This window comes from Nonomuraea salmonea, from assembly GCF_042428605.1.
Classification (GTDB): domain Bacteria; phylum Actinomycetota; class Actinomycetes; order Streptosporangiales; family Streptosporangiaceae; genus Nonomuraea; species Nonomuraea salmonea.
The window spans coordinates 123,078-139,844 of the sequence record NZ_JBHMCF010000012.1 but is presented as its reverse complement, the minus strand read 5'-3'; the positions used below and the strand labels follow the sequence as shown (position 1 = coordinate 139,844).

The following is a 16,767-nucleotide window of genomic DNA, read 5'->3' as shown; positions in this document are numbered from 1 at the left end:
CATGGCGCAGCCAGGTGACAGGCGGGGGGTGGCCTTCGCCGCCGTCGTCGTGGTCATCGCCGCGGTCGGCATCTACCTGACGATGTGGCCCGACACGCCCGACCAGGAGCAGGCCGAGCCGCCCGCGGCCCGTACGACCGGCTCGGCCGTGGTGTCCAGCACGCCGCTGGCGACCGCGAGCGCGGCGCCGTTCGACGTCTACTCGTACCTGCCGATGTCGAAGGAGCAGCTCGCGGCGGCGGCGGACCTGGCCGAGCGGTTCACCGCCGAGTACGGCACCTTCCGCTTCGACGAGGACCCGGCGGCGTACGCAGCCAGGCTCAAGGCGTACACCACGCCCGAGCTCGGCAACACGCTGGCCAGGACGCTCACCTCGGCGGGCACCGTCGAGCAGAACCGCAACGACCAGATCGTCTCCACCGCCACCGCCAGTCTCAAGGAGATCAGGCAGGTCGAGAAGAACTCCATCGTCTTCGTCGTCACCGCCACCCGGCAGATCGCCGCGCAGAGCGGTGACAAGCAGGCGAGCGAGGAGTACGCCGTCACGGTCAGCCAGTCGGGGAGCGACTGGCGGATCTACGACATCCTCCCGTCCACCGAGGGCCAGGAGGGAGACACCTCCGGGTGAAGCTCACACGAGGACGCATCGCGCTGCTCGTCGGCCTGGCCGGGTTACTGCTCCTGGTCGCGGTCGTCGTCTCGCCGCTGCTGCTCATGTCGATGCCGTCGTTCCTCAGCAACGGCGGCACCACCGTCGACTGCGACGACCAGGCGCAGGTGGAGGAGGTCTCCGACTCGGCCTCCTCCGACATCCCCGACGACTACCTGGAGCTCTACAAGGAGTACGGCAAGAAGATCGGCGTCCAGTGGAACATCCTCGCCGCCGTCGGCAAGCGCGAGACCGACCACGGCAGGTCCGACCTGCCCGGCGTCAAGAGCGGCACCAACCACGCGGGCGCGGCGGGGCCGATGCAGTTCCTGATCTCCACGTGGGGCGGCAAGGCCAGGGTGCCGATGTCGTCCACGTTCAACGGGTACGCCTCCGACGGCGACGGTGACGGCGTCGGCGACGTCTACAACCCGGCCGACGCCATTCTCGGCGCCGCCAAGATGCTCAAGCGCAACGGCGCGCCCGAGAACGTGCGGCAGGCGCTGTTCGTCTACAACCGCGCCTGGTGGTACGTCGACCAGGTCGAGGAGATCGCCAGGAAGTACGCCAAGTCGGGTGAGGTGAAGGTGCCGCCGCAGGCGTCCGAGGACTGCGACGAGCCCCTCGTCGAGGCGGCGCCCAGTGACGTGGTGGCCAAGATCCTGCAGTTCGCGCTGGCGCAGCGCGGCAAGCCGTACCTGTGGGGCGGCACGGGGCCCGACGCGTTCGACTGCTCCGGGGTCATCTACGCGGCCTACCGGTCGGCGGGGCTGTCCATCCCGCGGACGACGTTCGGGCAGTGGCCGTTCGGCGTGAAGATCAAGGCGGGCGAGGAGCAGCCGGGTGACCTGGTGTTCTTCAACTCCGGGCCCGGCACGGCGCCGAACAACCCCGGCCATGTCGGGCTCGTCGTCTCCAAGGGCAAGATGCTGGAGGCGCGGTGCCGGCTGTGCGGGCCCATCAAGGTCACCAGCTACCAAGCCCGCCAGAACCGCGTCGGCTTCACCCGTCCCCTGCAGAACCCCGCTGTGCTGGAGCAGCTCAAGAAGCTGCAGAATCCTGCCCTATGAGAACAGTCGTCGCAGCCGTGATCGTGGCCCCCGGCGGGCGCGTGCTGGCCGCCCAGCGCGCCGAGCCCGCCGCGCTCGCCGGTGGGTGGGAGTTCCCCGGCGGCAAGGTGGATCCGGGGGAGAGCGATGAGGCGGCGCTCGTCCGCGAGTGCCGGGAGGAGATCGGGGTCGAGGTCGCGGTCGGGCGGCGGGTGGGGGCCGACTGGCCGCTCGCCGAGGGGTACGTCATGCGCGTCTGGCTCTGCTCCCTCGCCTCCGGGGAGCCCGTGGCCAAGGAACATCTGGCGCTGCGCTGGCTCGGGCCGGGCGAGTATTACGACGTCGCCTGGCTTTCCGCTGATCTGCCCATCATGAGGGCCGTGGAGAACCTGCTCCCGGAGGATTAGGCCGTTCCTCTCTGTGACACAATGATTACTACGAGTAATTTGTCGCGGCGGGGGAGTGGGGAGCGATGCGGCGTGGGTGGATCGTCGCCGGCGTGTTGACCCTGGTGGCGGTGCCGTCCGTGCCTGTGGCGGCGACCGGGGTGTCGCTGGTGCTTGAGCGGATGAACGGGGCCGAGGACGTCGGCAAGTGGGTCAGGACCGGGGACACGCAGCGGTTCCGGGTGCGGGTGAACGGGATGGCCAGGGGCACACGGGTGGCGGTCGCCGCCGACCCGGCCGAAGCCCTGGCCGAGGTGTCATGCGCCACACCTCCCGACACCAAGACCGCCGCACTGTCGGCGGCCTCCGGCGCGACCACGGCCGGTCCCATGGCTTCTGGGACGGCGGCGGCCAACTCTGCGGCGGCCAACTCTGCGGCGGCCAACTCTGCGGCGGCCGGGGCGGGCTCTGGGACGGCGGGGGCGGCCTCTGGGGTGGTCGCGGGCGGTTCTGGTGGGGTGCCGCCGATCGCGGGTGCGGCTCAGCCTGCGACGGCAGGTGGGCACCGGGCCGCCGAGGTGGGCACCGTGCCGGTGGATCAGGTGCAGGTGACGGGTCGCACGGTCGCGGCGGGGGCGCTGGCCGCACGCGCCCTGACCGCCGCCGGCGCCGCCAGGATGGCCTCGTCGGCGGACCCGACGAGCGCCCAGGCCGTCCTGGAAGACGCGAAGCACGTCCAGGCTCTGCCGGACGGCGCGGTGGTGCCGGGGGCGCGGGTGTGCGCGCTGGGGAAGGTGTCCGGGACGAAGGCGGTCGACGTGACCGTGCGAGCGCCGGAGGGGGCCGGACAGGTGGTGGTAGCCGCCGTGGCCAGGATGCGGGACGGCAAGAAGCTGACGACCATGAGCAGGACGGCCGCCGTACAGGTGCGCGGACCGATCAGAGGAGACGCCGCCACCTTCAGCGGCCCCGCCCACCGCCTGAGACCCACCGGCACCCGAGCCGCCCAGAGCGCACCCCACACCCCCACCGACAGAACCGCGACCAGCCCCGCAACGGCCACCGCTCAGAGCGGCGTGGCGCGCGCCGGCGCGACACGGAGAGGCGCGGGCGACGCCCGCGTGGCGCGCAAGGGCGCGGGGCGGGCCGGAACGGCGGCCGGCGCGGGGGAGCGGGCGAGGACCGGTGCGGTGACCGGTGCGGGGAACCAGGCGCAGGCCGGTGCGGCGGCGCAGTCGGGTGTCGGAGGCGTGGACGCGGGCGTGGCGGGGGAGGCCGCAGCCGGGGTGACCGGGAATGCCGGCGTGACCGGGAATCCGGGGGTGACCGGGAATGCGGGCGTGAGTGGTGATGGGGCGGGTGCGGCGGGGCTGGTGATGCCGGAGGCGGTGCCTGCGCCTGGGGGCGCCTTGGGTTCCGCGCCCGGTGGCGTGCCTGGGGTGGCTCCTAGTGTGGCGGCTGGAGGTATGCCTGGAACGGTGGGTGGCGTTGTGGGGGACGGGGGGTTGCCGGGGGGTGAAGCGCCGTTGCCATGGGAAATGGGCGTACGGACGAAGCCGGTCAAGCCGGTCGCGTGGGTGAGCCCGATTGATGGGCCGAAGGCGTTTCCCCTGGTCGTGGCGGCCATCGCCGTGCTGATGAGCGGCTTGTGGCTCGTTGTCACGGTACAAAAGTGGCGTAACCAGAGAAAGGTGTTCTAATTTCGTCTTTACTGTTACTTTGACCCGACTAGTATTCCCTTGACCAAGGTTCCGGGACTACGCGGAGGGCACCGGTGGCACGCACACGAGTGACGGCCGTGTCCGCTATCGTCCTCGCACTCACCCTGTCGGGTGCCGGTGCGGCGCCGTTCATCATGCAGAGTGCGAGCGCCTCCGTGGCGATGGACCCCATTGAGGGGTGTGACGCCGGCCAGGTGTGCGACCTGGACCCGCCGGAGACCGACGTCACCGTCACGGTCACCGCCACCGCCGGCCAGCCGCCGCCGCCCGAGAGCGACGAGGAGGCGCCGGAGACCACGGTCACCAAGACCGTCACGGCGACCCCGACCAAGGCCACTCCCAGCAAGACGGCCACGCCCAAGCCGACCAAGACCAAGAGCACGCCCACCCCGCAGACCACCCCCACGCACGCCCCGCAGCCGCTGCCGACGCAGGAGGACATCGAGGTCCCCCCGGTGACCTCGACCACTCCCACGGCGGAGGCGTCGGTGGAGCTGCCGACGGTCGCGCCGACCGACGCGGCCACCACCCCGGAGACGCCCCCGAGCCAGACGCAGGCCGCCTCCACCGAGGAGGTGCCGCTGGAGCTGCGGCAGGCGGCGCCGGAGTACGACCAGCGCACGCTGACGCAGAAGCTCAGCATCCCGGCGCTGGTGCTGGTGCTGCTCGCGCTGTTCGCGGTGCTCATCTTCGAGGGACGGCTGCGCAGGATGGCCCACGCGGCCGCCGTACGGAAGGCGGGGCCGCAGCTGCCCCCGGACGCGGCGGCCATGCCGCCCGGCGGTTACCCGGCGGGCCCCGGCTACGCGACGGCCGGGTTCGCGGCTCCCGGCTACCCGGGCGGTACGGCGTACGCGCCGATCATCAGCTTCGTGCCGGTGCAGACCTACCCGCCGGCCACCCCGCCCCAGTACGACCCCCACCACCCCTACCCGCCGCAGGGGTACGTGCAGGAACCCACCACCCCCTACGCGGAGCCGCCGCAGGAGCCGGTGGTGCTGCACCCGGACGAGTTCGACTCCTACAGCGAGCCGCCGGCCTCCCGTGAGCGTGACCCGTTCGAGCCGGTGATCCCGCCGGAGCCGGTGGCGGCGGACATCCCGCCGGGTGGGGCCGGCCCGTACGATCCTGACCAGGACCAGCCGCTCGGGCCGGCCTCGGCGGCCGAGTCGGGCGACTCGGAGCCGTGGCAGCAGCATCAGCGCGGGCTGTTCGAGCCGGCCAAGGACTATGAGCCGCCGCCGTACGTGCCGGCCGACGGCGAGGCGACGGCCATCCAGCCTCTCCCGCCCCAACCCCAGCCCCAGCCCGACGCTCCGGCCCAGGAGCAGGAGCAGGAGCAGGCGGCTCAGCCGCAGGAGCCGACCAAGGAGATGCCCGACTCCAAGCGCCGCCTCTTCGGCAGGAAGAAGAAGTAGCGAACCGCCCGAGGCGCCGGGCGGACAGCTCGCGGGGCCGGTGAGCGCTGGGCGCGCGGGCCGAGCGAGGGAGCGCGGGCCCAGGGAGGGAGCGCGGGCCCAGGGAGCGCGGGGCCAGGGAGCGCCGGGCCAGGGAGCGCCGGGCCAGGGAGCGCCGGGCCAGGGAGCGCCGGGCCAGGGAGCGCGGAGGCCCTGGGGGCACGGGCCGAGAAGGCGCGGAGGCTCTGAGGGGCGCGAGCGTGCCGGGCCGTAGACGGCGAAGGGCCGGTGACCCCCGCGGGGGTAACCGGCCCTTTCGGTTGAGCGGGCTACGGCTTGGTGGTGTCGGCGCCGCGCCTGAAGATCTTGTTGCCCAGCCACACCAGCGGGTCGTACTTGCGGTCCACCACGCGCTCCTTCATCGGGATCAGCGCGTTGTCGGTGATCTTGATGTGCTCGGGGCAGACCTCGGTGCAGCACTTGGTGATGTTGCAGTAGCCGAGCCCGTGGTCCTGCTGGGCCGCCTCCTGCCGGTCGGCCACGTCGTACGGGTGCATGTCCAGCTCGGCGATCCGCATGAGGAACCGGGGACCGGAGAAGTTGGTCTTGTTCTCCTCGTGGTCACGGATGACGTGGCAGACGTTGTTGCACATGAAGCACTCGATGCACTTGCGGAACTCCTGCGAGCGCTCGACGTCGACCTGCTTCATCCGGTATTCGCCGGGCCGCACGCCGGCGGGCGGCGTGAAGGACGGCACCTCGCGGGCCTTCTGGTAGTTGTAGGACACGTCGGTGACGAGGTCCTTGATGACCGGGAACGTCCGCATCGGCGTGACCGTGATGGTCTCGTCCTCCTCGAAGGTGGACATCCGGGTCATGCAGCCCAGCCGCGGCTTGCCGTTGATCTCCATGCTGCACGAGCCGCACTTGCCGGCCTTGCAGTTCCACCGTACGGCGAGGTCGGGTGCCTGGGTCGCCTGGAGGCGGTGGATGATGTCGAGGACGACCTCGCCCTCGTTCACCTCGACCGTGAAGTCCTCCAGCCGGCCCTCGCCGCCCTCACCGCGCCAGACCTTGAACTTTGCCTTGTAGCTCATGACGTCTTCGCTATCCTGTCGAATTCGGCCATCTCTTCGTCGGTGAGGTACTTCTTCAGCTCGTCCCGGTCGAACAGGCTGATCAGGTCGTCGCGCATCGGCGGCTGGACCTTCACCTCCACGTTGACCGTCGAGCCGTCCTCGGTGGAGCAGACGAGCAGCTTGCGGCGCCATTCCGGGCTCATGCCGGGGAAGTCGTCGCGGGTGTGCCCGCCGCGGCTCTCCTCGCGCATGAGCGCGGCGCGCGCGACGCACTCCGACACCAGCACCATGTTGCGCAGGTCGATCGCGAGGTGCCAGCCGGGGTTGTAGATGCGCGAGCCGGCCGCGCCGACCATGCGGACGCGTTCTTTGAGCTTCTCGACCACGCCGAGCGCCTCGGAGACCTCCTCGGCCTTGCGGATGATGCCGACCAGGTCGTTCATCGTCCGCTGGAGCTCGTGGTGCACCTCGTACGGGTTCTCGCCGCTGCGGCCCAGCGGGGCCAGCGCCTCTTCCCTGGCGGTCTCCACCTGCTCGGCCGCGACCTTGGGCCGGGCGGGCAGGGAGTCGATGTACGTGGCCGCGCCCGCGCCCGCCCGCCGGCCGAAGACCAGCAGGTCGGACAGCGAGTTGCCGCCCAGCCTGTTGGAGCCGTGCATGCCGCCGGACACCTCGCCGGCCGCGAACAGGCCGGGCACGCTGGACGAGCCGGTGTCGGCGTCGACCTCGACGCCGCCCATGATGTAGTGGCAGGTCGGGCCCACCTGCATGGGCTCGGCGGTGATGTCGACGTCGGCCAGCTCCTTGAACTGGTGGTGCATCGACGGCAGCCGCTTCTTGATCTCCTCGGCGGGCAGCCGGGTGGACACGTCGAGGAAGACGCCGCCCTGGGGTGAGCCGCGCCCGGCCTTCACCTCGGCGTTGATCGCCCTGGCCACCTCGTCACGGGGCAGCAGCTCCGGCGGGCGCCGGTTGTTGGCCTGGTCGGTGTACCAGCGGTCGCCCTCCTCCTCCGTGGTCGCGTACTTGTCCTTGAAGACCTCGGGGATGTAGTCGAACATGAAGCGCTTGCCCTCGGAGTTGCGCAGCACGCCGCCGTCGCCGCGGACGGACTCGGTGACGAGGATGCCGCGCACGGAGGGCGGCCAGACCATCCCGGTGGGGTGGAACTGGATGAACTCCATGTTGATCAGCTTGGCGCCGGCCAGCAGGGCCAGGGCGTGGCCGTCGCCGGTGTACTCCCAGGAGTTGGAGGTCACGACGTACGACTTGCCGATGCCGCCGGTGGCGAGGACCACGGCGGGCGCGTCGAAGAGGACGAAGTTGCCGGTCTCGCGCCAGTAGCCGAACGCGCCGGAGATCGCGTCGCCGTCCTTCAGCAGCCGGGTGACCGTGCACTCGGCGAAGACCTTGATGTAGGCCTCGTGGTCGCCGTGCGTCTCGTAGTCCTCCTGCTGGAGCGCGACGACGCGCTGCTGCAGGGTGCGGATGAGCTCAAGGCCGGTGCGGTCGCCCACGTGTGCGAGCCGTGGGTACTCGTGCCCGCCGAAGTTCCGCTGGCTGATCTTGCCGTCTTTGGTGCGGTCGAACAGCGCGCCCCACGCCTCCAGCTCCCACACGCGGTCGGGAGCCTCCTTGGCGTGCAGCTCGGCCATCCGCCAGTTGTTGAGGAACTTGCCGCCCCGCATGGTGTCACGGAAGTGCACCATCCAGTTGTCGTCGGGGTTGACGTTGCCCATCGCGGCGGCGGCGCCGCCCTCGGCCATGACCGTGTGCGCCTTGCCGAACAGCGACTTGCAGACGATGGCCGTGCGCTTGCCCTGCTGGCGGGCCTCGATCGCGGCTCGCAGACCGGCCCCGCCGGCGCCGATGACGACGACGTCGTACTCGTGGCGCTCTGTGTTGTGCGTGTTTTCCACTTGAAAGCTGTCCTTACGCGTACGGGAAGGCGATGATGCCCTTGGCGACCAGGCGGACGTACAGGTCGGCGCCCATCACCGAGAACATCGAGGCCCACGCGAGGGGTTGGTGCTTGGCGTTGAGCTTGGAGACGAACGTCCAGGCCCGGTAGCGCAGCGGGTGACGGGAGAAGTGGTTGAGCCGCCCGGCCGTGATGTGCCGGCAGGAGTGGCACGAGAGCGTGTAGGCGTTGATCAGCACGGCGTTGGCGATCAGGATCCAGCTGCCGAGGCCGAGCGGCTTGTGCACGAGCGCCAGCACCGCGTCGTAGGCCAGGACGAGGCCGATCACGATGGCCGCGTAGAAGAAGTAGCGGTGCACGTTCTGGAGGATGAGCGGGAAGCGGCGCTCACCGGTGTACTTGCCGTGGGGCTCCTGGACGGCGCAGGCCGGCGGCGAGAGCCAGAACGAGCGGTAGTAGGACTTGCGGTAGTAGTAGCACGTCAGCCGGAATCCGCCGGGCAGCGCCAGGATGAGCAGGCCGGGCGACAGGGTGTACCAGTCGCCGATCGGCGCCCACCCGAACAGCTGCGCCCCCTCGGGACACGTCACCGCCGCCAGGCAGGGCGAGGCGAACGGGGCGATGTACGGATCGACGAAGATGCTGTTGTCGATGATCGCCCATACGCCGTAGACGAGGAAGGAGGCGAGCCCGAGGAATGTCACGAGCGGGGCCAGCCACCATCTGTCTGTTCGCAGGGTGCGTACTCTCACTTGCGCACGCTGCCGTCGGACCGGAGCTTCGGGCGTCGTCTGGGTCATCGCGGACCTCTCCACCTCCCGCGGACCCTTCGCGCAGGGGGTCCGTGGTTTCGTTTCGCTGGGCGCGCTCACACGGCGGGATCCGCTCGGGCGCGCGTTGGTGGGGGATACGTTACGACGACAGGATCGTGTTTTGTGAGCGGGGTCACTCACTTTTTCGATGACTAGCTGTGATTCCTGTCACGTACCCGCGTCAGAGGCGCTGCCCCTGTGCCGGCAACTTAACCACCGTCACGAAAAAATCATCGATTTGTCGGACAACCCGGATAAATTGCTCGAAATCCACCGGTTTCGCGACATAAGCATTGGCGTGGAGGTGGTAGCTGTGGAGGATGTCCTCCTCGGCCTCCGACGTCGTCAGGACCACCACGGGGATCGTCCGCAACACCGCGTCGGCCTTCACCTCCCGCAGCACCTCCTTCCCGCTCATCCGCGGCAGGTTGAGGTCGAGCAGGATCAGGTCGGGGCGCGGCGCGTCGACGTACTCGCCCTCCTGCCGCAGGAACGCCATCGCCTGCTCGCCGTCGTTGACCACGTTGAGCCGGTTGCGCACCTTGTTGAGGTCGAACGCCTCCTTCGTCAGCAGGATGTCCCCCTGGTCGTCCTCCACCAGGAGCACCTCGATGGGCCGCCATCCGTTCATCGTCCGTCTCCCGCCGCAGGCAACGTCCAGCGGAACGTGGCGCCGTGGCCGCCCGGCTCGGTGTCCTCGCCGTCGAGCCAGAGCTGTCCGCCGTGATACTCGACGATCTTCCGGCACAGGGCCAGCCCGATGCCAGTCCCCGGATAGACGTCTCGGGCGTGCAGGCGCTGGAAGATGAGGAAGATGCGGTCGGCGTACTTGGGCTCGACGCCGATGCCGTTGTCGGAGCAGCTGAACTCCCACATGTCGCCGTCGCGCCTGACCCCGATGTGCACCCGGGGCGGCTCCTCCGAGCGGAACTTGACCGCGTTCTCGATGAGGTTCTGGAAGAGCTGGGTGAGCTGCAGGTGGTTGCCCATGACCGCGGGCAGCTCGTCGCGGGTGACGGTGGCCCCGGTGTCCTCGATCGTGGCGGAGAGGTTGTCGAGCGCCCGGTCCAGCGCCGCGCCCGGCTCGGTCACCGTGCGCTCGCCGGTGACCCGGCCCACCCGGGAGAAGTCCAGCAGGTCGTTGATGAGCAGCTGCATGCGCTTGGCGCCGTCGACCGCGTAGGCGATGTACTGCTTCGCCCGCTCGTCGAGCTGGGAGCCGTAGCGCTGCTCCAGCATCTGGGTGAAGCTCGCCACCTTGCGCAGCGGCTCCTGCAGGTCGTGGCTCGCGACGTACGCGAACTGCTCCAGCTCGCCGTTCGACCGGCGCAGCTCCTCCGCCTGGTCGTTGGCCACCCGCCAGGCCGACAGGATGCGGCCGCGCATGGAGTCGATGTGGCTGGACAGCTCCGCCAGCTCGGCGGGCCGGTCGACGTGCAGGTCGCGGTCGAAGTCGCCGGCGGCGACCGCGCGTACTTGGTCGGTGAGCTGGTCGATGGGCTTGAGCACCGCGTACCTGACGATCACCACCAGCCCCGCGCCGCAGCCGAGCAGCAGCACGAACACCACGACCAGCGCCACGATCAGCCGGTCGACCTGGGCGGCCACCTCGGGGCGCGGGTTGAGCTCGGCGGTCTTGGCGGTCATCGTCATCACCGTCGCCACCCCGGCGGCGAAGATGAGCCCGGCGAGTATCGCGACCAGCAGGAACCAGCGGGCGACCGGCAGCCGGCCGAGACCCGTGGGCTCCTTCGGCGGAGGAAGCGGGTGGATGCTCACATTCTCCTCCTCCTCAGCATGACCACGGCCAGATCGTCGCTGAGCGTGCCGACATGTCTGATGAGGCCGTCGAGGTCGATGACGCCGTGGGCGCGTACCAGCTCGACCAGGCCGTCCACGCCGAGCAGCCGGCCCGGCTCGTGCACGGCCGCCTCGATGAGCCCGTCGGTGTAGAGCATCATCGACCAGTCGTCGCCCAGCGGCACGTCGATGACCGACCACGCCGCGTCGGGGAAGATGCCGAGCGGCGGCCCCGACGGCGTGCCGTCCACCACCTCCACCGTGCCCCCGCGCACCAGCACGGGCGGCGGGTGGCCGACCACGCGCATGGTCGCGTGGCGCAGGTCGGGAGAGATCGTGGCCGTGCACAGCGTGGTGAAGATCTCGGGCGCCTGGCGCTCGGCGCGCAGCAGGGCGTCGAGCGTGCGCAGCAGCGTGTCGCCGGTCTGCCCGGCCAGCACCAGCGTGCGCCAGGCGATGCGCAGCGCCACGCCCAGCGCGGCCTCGTCGGGGCCGTGGCCGCAGACGTCGCCGATCACCAGGTGCACCGAGCCGTCGGGGGTCTGCACGGTGTCGAAGAAGTCGCCGGCCAGCGTGCCGCCGCTGCCGGGCAGGTAGCGGGTGACGTGTTCGATCTCCTGCGTACGCAGCAGCGGGTCGGGCAACAGCGCGCTCTCCAGCCGCGCGTTCTCCTTGGCCGTCAGCTCCGCCTGGACGAGCTTGAGCTGCGCCACGTCGGCCCGCTTGCGCTCCATCGCGTAGCGGATGGACCTGGCCAGCAGCCGGGCCTCCACGTCGCCCTTGACCAGATAGTCCTGTGCGCCCGCCTGGACCGCCGTGACGCCCACGTGGACGTCCCTGAGGCCGGTCAGCACCAGCACGGCGGTGTACGGCGCGAGCGCGATGACCTCCTCAAGGGCCTCCAGCCGGCTGGCGTCGGGCAGCGAGAGGTCGACCAGCACGCACTGGATCTCCGGAGTCAGCTTGCGCCTGGCCTCGCTCAAGCTGCGGGCACGGAAGATCCGGGGCGGCGCCACCGCCTCCTTCAGCAGCTCTTCGACCAGGAACGCGTCACCGTCGTCATCCTCGATGAGGAGCAACGTCAGCGTTTCGGAGAGATTGGCGGTCAAAACACCTCTTCTGGGGAGTGCGGTGCCCTGGATGCTCATTCTGCGATGAGCTCGACCCCTTCCGGAAGCGTACCGTCGTGCCCGGCCTCGACGACGTATGAGAGGAGGGTCTCTCTGAAGGCCTGCGCGGCCCTCGTGGGCTCGACGTCCTTGCGGTGGGCCAGCGCGATCGTCCTGCTCAGGCCGGGCGGCGCGAGCGGCGTGCCGCGCAGCCCAGGACGGCCGTCGAGCACCATCGACGGCACCACCGCCACGCCCAGCCCGGCCTCGACGAAGCGCAGCACCGCGTCCATCTCGCCGCCCTGCACCGCGAACCGCGGCTCGAACCCCGCCTGCCGGCAGGCCGCCAGCGTCGCCTCGCGCAGGTCGTAGCCGCGCCTGAACATCACCATCTGCCGCCCCCGCAGGTCCTCGATGTGCAGGTAGGGGCGCTTCAGCGGCTCGTGGGCGGGCGCGACGACGACGAGGTTCTCGCGCAGGATCTCCTGGGTGACGAGCGAGGGGTCGTCGCTCTGCAGCGGCATGATGATCAGCGACAGGTCGAGCTGCCCCCTCGCCAGCGCCCTGACCAGGTCACGCGAGCCGCCCTCCTCGACCAGCAGCTCGATGCCGGGGTACGAGCGGTGGAAGCGGGCCAGCGCGTCGGCCATCAGCCCGGCGCAGAGCGAGGGCGTCGCGCCCAGGCGTACCCGGCCCCTGCGCAGCCCCGCGAGCTGCGCCACCTCCTGCCGGGCGGTGTCGGCGTCGGCGAGGATGCGGCGGGCCAGCGGCAGCAGCGCCTCGCCAGCGGCGGTCAGCGTGACGTTGCCGCGCGCCCGCGAGAACAGCCGGGCGCCGAGATCCTCCTCCAGCGCCTTGATCTGCTTGCTCAACGACGGCTGCGCGACCCGCATGCGCTCGGCCGCCTGCGTGAAGTGACGGGCCTCCGCGACCGCCACGAAGTACGCGAGCTGCTGAAACTGCATGTGATTTTCCTCGCATCGGCGCGTGCGGGGAACTTCGAGAAAGCCGCACCGACCCACATCATAGCCGCAAGCTATCGAAACCAGACCCACGATGACTTGGACGGATCATTGCTGGATACCTAGCTTTTGCGTTGTGACTGCCACGATAGAGCGCGGGTCCGCCACCGCGCCTGTTTCCGCCCCCAAGAAAGCCCCGACGGGCAAGAAGCCCGGCGGGTTCCTGAGCTCGTCCAACGGCAAGAAAGTCGTCATGGCCGTCACGGGCGCCGTGATGGTGCTCTTCCTCGTCGGCCACATGCTCGGCAACCTGAAGATCTTCTTCGGCCGTGAGTCCTTCAACGAGTACGCCCACGCGCTGCGCACCCTGCTGGAGCCCATCGCGCCCTACCGCACGCTGCTGACCCTCGTCGAGATCGTCCTCGTCGTCTCGGTCGTCGCGCACATGTGGGCCGCGATCTCGCTCTCCCGCCGCGCGGGCAAGGCCAGGCCGGTCAAGTACGTGGCCAAGAAGTCCCAGGCGAGCGGCTACACCACGCACATCATGCGGTGGGGTGGCGTGACGATCGTGCTCTTCGTGATCTGGCACCTGCTCGACCTGACCTTCGGCGTCGTCAACCCCAAGGGCTTCAACTCAGAACCCGCCGACCGGATGATCGCGGGCTTCGACCCCTCCCGGTGGTGGGTGACGCTGATCTACCTCGTCGCCGTCGTCATGGTCGGCCTCCACCTGCGGCACGGCATCTGGAGCGGCTTCCAGACGCTCGGCTGGGCCAACCGCAGCCGCTACCGCGTCCTGCGCGCGACCGCCGGCCTCGTCTCCGCCGCGCTGGTCATCGGCTTCCTGGCCCCGCCCCTCGCGATCACGTTCGGAGTAGTCAAGTGAAGTACACCGAAGGCCCCGAGATCCGGGACACCAAGGCTCCCGCCGGGCCCATCGAGGAGCGCTGGGAAAAGCGGAAGTTCAGCGCCAAGCTGGTCAACCCGGCCAACAAGCGCAAGCTCAACGTGATCGTCGTCGGCACCGGCCTGGCCGGCGGATCCGCCGCCGCCACGCTCGGCGAGCTGGGCTACAACGTCAAGTCCTTCTGCTACCAGGACTCCCCGCGCCGCGCCCACTCCATCGCCGCCCAGGGCGGCATCAACGCCGCCAAGAACTACCGCGGCGACGGCGACTCGATCTACCGGCTCTTCTACGACACCGTCAAGGGCGGCGACTTCCGGGCCCGCGAGTCGAACGTCTACCGCCTCGCCCAGGTCTCGGTGAACATCATCGACCAGGCCGTGGCGCAGGGCGTGCCGTTCGCCCGCGAGTACGGCGGCCTGCTCGACACCCGCTCCTTCGGCGGCGCCCAGGTCTCCCGCACCTTCTACGCCCGCGGCCAGACGGGGCAGCAGCTGCTGCTGGGGGCGTACCAGGCGCTGGAGCGGCAGGTCGCGGCCGGGACCGTCACCATGCACACCAGGCACGAGATGCTCGACCTGATCGTCTCCGACGGCCGCGCGCGCGGCATCATCGTGCGCGACATGGTCACCGGCGAGATCGAGCGCCACTACGCCGACGCCGTCGTGCTCGCCACCGGCGGCTACGGCAACGTGTTCTTCCTGTCCACGAACGCCAAGGGCTGCAACACCACGGCCATCTGGCGGGCGCACGAGCGCGGGGCGTACTTCGCCAACCCCTGCTACACGCAGATCCACCCGACCTGCATCCCCGTGTCGGGCGAATACCAGTCGAAGCTCACGCTCATGTCCGAGTCGCTGCGCAACGACGGCCGCGTCTGGGTGCCGCTGCTCAAGAACGACACCCGCGCCCCCGGCGACATCCCGGAGGAGGAGCGCGACTACTACCTGGAGCGCATCTACCCCGCCTTCGGCAACCTGGTGCCGCGTGACATCGCCTCCCGCGCCGCCAAGAACGTCTGCGACGAAGGCCGCGGCGTCGGCCCCGGCGGGCTCGGCGTCTACCTCGACTTCCGCGACGCCATCAACCGGCTCGGCCGCGACGCCGTCGAGAAGAAGTACGGCAACCTCTTCGAGATGTACGAGCGCATCACCGGCGAGAACCCGTACGACGTGCCGATGCGCATCTACCCCGCCGTCCACTACACGATGGGCGGGCTGTGGGTGGACTACGACCTGCAGTCCACCGTCCCCGGCCTGTTCGTCATCGGCGAGGCCAACTTCTCCGACCACGGCGCCAACCGCCTCGGCGCGTCCGCGCTCATGCAGGGCCTGGCCGACGGCTACTTCGTGCTGCCGACCACCATCGGCGACTACCTCGCCGCCGGCCCGTTCGGCGACGTGGACGAGGAGGCCGTGGCCGAGGCCGAGATCCGCGTCCGCAACAAGATCGACCGGCTCCTGTCCGTGAACGGCACCAGGACGCCCGACTCCTTCCACCGCGAGCTCGGCAAGCTCATGTGGGACTACTGCGGCATGGAGCGCACCGAGGAGTCGCTGCGCAAGGCCCTCGATCGCATCCCCGAACTGCGTGCGGAGTTCTGGCAGAACGTCAAGGTCACCGGCACCGCCGAGGAGCTCAACCAGGTGCTGGAGAAGGCCGGCCGGGTGGCCGACTTCTTCGACCTGGCCGAGCTGATGTGCCTGGACGCCCTCGTCCGCACCGAGTCCTGCGGCGGCCACTTCCGCGCCGAGTCCCAGGACGCCGACGGCGAGGCGCTGCGCGACGACGAGAACTTCGCGCACGTGTCGGCCTGGGAGCACACCCCCGACGGGCCGGTCCTGCACAAGGAAGCGCTCGAGTACGAGTACGTCAAGATGACCCAGCGGAGCTACAAGTGAACCTGACCCTACGCGTCTGGCGTCAGAAGGGCCCTTCGGACGAGGGCCGCATGGTGACGTACAAGGTTGAGGACGTCTCCCCGGACATGTCGTTCCTGGAGATGCTGGACGTGCTCAACGAGCGCCTCATCCTGGAGGGCGACGACCCGATCGCCTTCGACCACGACTGCCGCGAAGGCATCTGCGGCATGTGCGGCATGGTCATCAACGGCGTCGCCCACGGGGAGCAGCGCGCCACCACGACGTGCCAGCTGCACATGCGCCACTTCGAGGACGGCGCCGAGATCACCATCGAGCCGTGGCGGGCCGCGCCGTTCCCCGTCGTCAAGGACCTCGTCGTGGACCGCAGCGCGTTCGACCGCATCATCCAGGCGGGCGGCTTCGTCTCCGTACCGGCCGGGTCCGCGCCGGACGCCCACAGCGTCCCGGTGCGCAAGGAGGACGCCGACTCCGCCTTCGACGCGGCCACCTGCATCGGGTGCGGCGCCTGCGTGGCGGCCTGCCCGAACGGCTCCGCCTCCCTCTTCACCGCCGCCAAGATCACCCACCTGTCCCTGCTGCCGCAAGGGCAGCCTGAGCGGCTCTCCCGCGCCAAGGCCATGGTGGACCAGATGGACGCCGAAGGGTTCGGCGGCTGCACGAACACCGGTGAGTGCACGGCCGTGTGCCCGAAGGGGATCCCGCTGGACACGATCGCGCAGATGAACAGCGACTACCTGAAGGCGAACGCCAAGTAGCCGATCACGCCGAAGGGGCGGGTGAGCTTGCGCTCACCTGCCCCTTCGGCTTTGGTGCTCCGAGCAAACAGGTCTTCGCTCTGGAGCGCTTCGCGCAAGTGAGCTCAGGCAGTTCTGCTTTCGGCGCCTCCCGGCGCACCCCACGCCTCCGGTGACTGGTCTCCCACCCGTTGCCCGTGGAGACGGTGGGCCCTCTACGCCCTCCCTGACCTTGGGATCGTCCTGAGCGTGTTGACCTGTGGCCTTGCACGATCAGGGCCGTGGGGCCGTTCATCGTAGTTGCCTGTGAGGCCCGGAGCGAAGGCTGCCCACCTCAATCGTGAGGGTCTTGCGGCTGACG

At 70.0% G+C, this 16,767-nt stretch carries 15 protein-coding genes; 8 read left to right on the top strand and 7 right to left on the bottom strand.

Annotated elements, in window-relative coordinates; translation table 11 throughout:
• Window position 1 precedes the first annotated feature (1 nt).
• From ACFFR3_RS17105 to ACFFR3_RS17085, 5 genes are all read left to right on the top strand, one after another.
• The gene (locus tag ACFFR3_RS17105) at window positions 2–628 is read left to right on the top strand and encodes a hypothetical protein (protein ID WP_345390008.1); all 627 of its coding nucleotides are present in this window, start codon (window positions 2–4) and stop codon (window positions 626–628) included.
• A complete protein-coding gene (locus ACFFR3_RS17100; RefSeq protein ID WP_345390005.1) occupies window positions 625–1,719 on the top strand; it encodes a C40 family peptidase in 1,095 nt (364 codons plus the stop codon). The genes ACFFR3_RS17105 and ACFFR3_RS17100 overlap by 4 nt, the downstream gene beginning before the upstream one ends.
• Window positions 1,716–2,105, top strand: coding sequence for a (deoxy)nucleoside triphosphate pyrophosphohydrolase (locus tag ACFFR3_RS17095; protein WP_364371455.1), 390 nt, complete (start codon window positions 1,716–1,718; stop codon window positions 2,103–2,105). The genes ACFFR3_RS17100 and ACFFR3_RS17095 overlap by 4 nt, the downstream gene beginning before the upstream one ends.
• A 65-nt stretch (window positions 2,106–2,170) precedes the next feature.
• Complete coding sequence (locus ACFFR3_RS17090; protein ID WP_379483418.1) at window positions 2,171–3,784, top strand: hypothetical protein; 1,614 nt, start codon at window positions 2,171–2,173, stop codon at window positions 3,782–3,784.
• 98 nt (window positions 3,785–3,882) lie between these two features.
• Window positions 3,883–5,223, top strand: coding sequence for a hypothetical protein (locus ACFFR3_RS17085; protein WP_379483417.1), 1,341 nt, complete (start codon window positions 3,883–3,885; stop codon window positions 5,221–5,223).
• Between the two features lie 308 nt (window positions 5,224–5,531).
• Here the strand turns inward: ACFFR3_RS17085 and ACFFR3_RS17080 are convergent, their stop codons facing one another.
• From ACFFR3_RS17080 to ACFFR3_RS17050, 7 genes are all read right to left on the bottom strand, one after another.
• The gene (locus ACFFR3_RS17080; RefSeq protein ID WP_345389990.1) at window positions 5,532–6,299 is read right to left on the bottom strand and encodes a succinate dehydrogenase/fumarate reductase iron-sulfur subunit; all 768 of its coding nucleotides are present in this window, start codon (window positions 6,297–6,299) and stop codon (window positions 5,532–5,534) included.
• Window positions 6,296–8,200: a fumarate reductase/succinate dehydrogenase flavoprotein subunit gene (locus tag ACFFR3_RS17075; RefSeq protein WP_345389987.1), complete on the bottom strand. Its 1,905-nt coding sequence runs from the start codon at window positions 8,198–8,200 to the stop codon at window positions 6,296–6,298. Before ACFFR3_RS17075 ends, ACFFR3_RS17080 begins: the two co-directional genes overlap by 4 nt.
• 13 nt (window positions 8,201–8,213) lie before the next feature.
• A complete protein-coding gene (gene sdhC, locus ACFFR3_RS17070; RefSeq protein WP_355424269.1) occupies window positions 8,214–9,002 on the bottom strand; it encodes a succinate dehydrogenase subunit SdhC in 789 nt (262 codons plus the stop codon).
• A gap of 193 nt (window positions 9,003–9,195) precedes the next feature.
• The gene (locus ACFFR3_RS17065; protein ID WP_364371444.1) at window positions 9,196–9,645 is read right to left on the bottom strand and encodes a response regulator; all 450 of its coding nucleotides are present in this window, start codon (window positions 9,643–9,645) and stop codon (window positions 9,196–9,198) included.
• Window positions 9,642–10,793, bottom strand: a complete 1,152-nt coding sequence (locus ACFFR3_RS17060) for a sensor histidine kinase (RefSeq protein WP_345409393.1) — start codon at window positions 10,791–10,793, stop codon at window positions 9,642–9,644. The genes ACFFR3_RS17065 and ACFFR3_RS17060 overlap by 4 nt, the downstream gene beginning before the upstream one ends.
• A complete protein-coding gene (locus ACFFR3_RS17055; RefSeq protein ID WP_379483416.1) occupies window positions 10,790–11,923 on the bottom strand; it encodes a PP2C family protein-serine/threonine phosphatase in 1,134 nt (377 codons plus the stop codon). The genes ACFFR3_RS17060 and ACFFR3_RS17055 overlap by 4 nt, the downstream gene beginning before the upstream one ends.
• A gap of 35 nt (window positions 11,924–11,958) precedes the next feature.
• Window positions 11,959–12,888 (bottom strand): LysR family transcriptional regulator, encoded by a 930-nt coding sequence (locus ACFFR3_RS17050; RefSeq protein ID WP_379483415.1) that lies wholly within the window; start codon window positions 12,886–12,888, stop codon window positions 11,959–11,961.
• Between the two features lie 133 nt (window positions 12,889–13,021).
• Between ACFFR3_RS17050 and ACFFR3_RS17045 the strand changes: the two genes are divergently transcribed.
• The 3 genes from ACFFR3_RS17045 to ACFFR3_RS17035 are packed head-to-tail and all read left to right on the top strand — an operon-like array spanning window position 13,022 to window position 16,427.
• The gene (locus tag ACFFR3_RS17045; protein ID WP_364371433.1) at window positions 13,022–13,771 is read left to right on the top strand and encodes a succinate dehydrogenase cytochrome b subunit; all 750 of its coding nucleotides are present in this window, start codon (window positions 13,022–13,024) and stop codon (window positions 13,769–13,771) included.
• On the top strand, window positions 13,768–15,690 hold the full coding sequence (locus ACFFR3_RS17040; protein WP_379483414.1) for a fumarate reductase/succinate dehydrogenase flavoprotein subunit: 1,923 nt from the start codon (window positions 13,768–13,770) through the stop codon (window positions 15,688–15,690). The genes ACFFR3_RS17045 and ACFFR3_RS17040 overlap by 4 nt, the downstream gene beginning before the upstream one ends.
• Window positions 15,687–16,427 carry a succinate dehydrogenase/fumarate reductase iron-sulfur subunit gene (locus tag ACFFR3_RS17035; RefSeq protein ID WP_345389981.1) on the top strand — a complete coding sequence of 247 codons (741 nt, stop codon included), beginning with the start codon at window positions 15,687–15,689 and terminating at the stop codon, window positions 16,425–16,427. Before ACFFR3_RS17040 ends, ACFFR3_RS17035 begins: the two co-directional genes overlap by 4 nt.
• The last annotated feature ends 340 nt before the right edge of the window (window positions 16,428–16,767 follow it).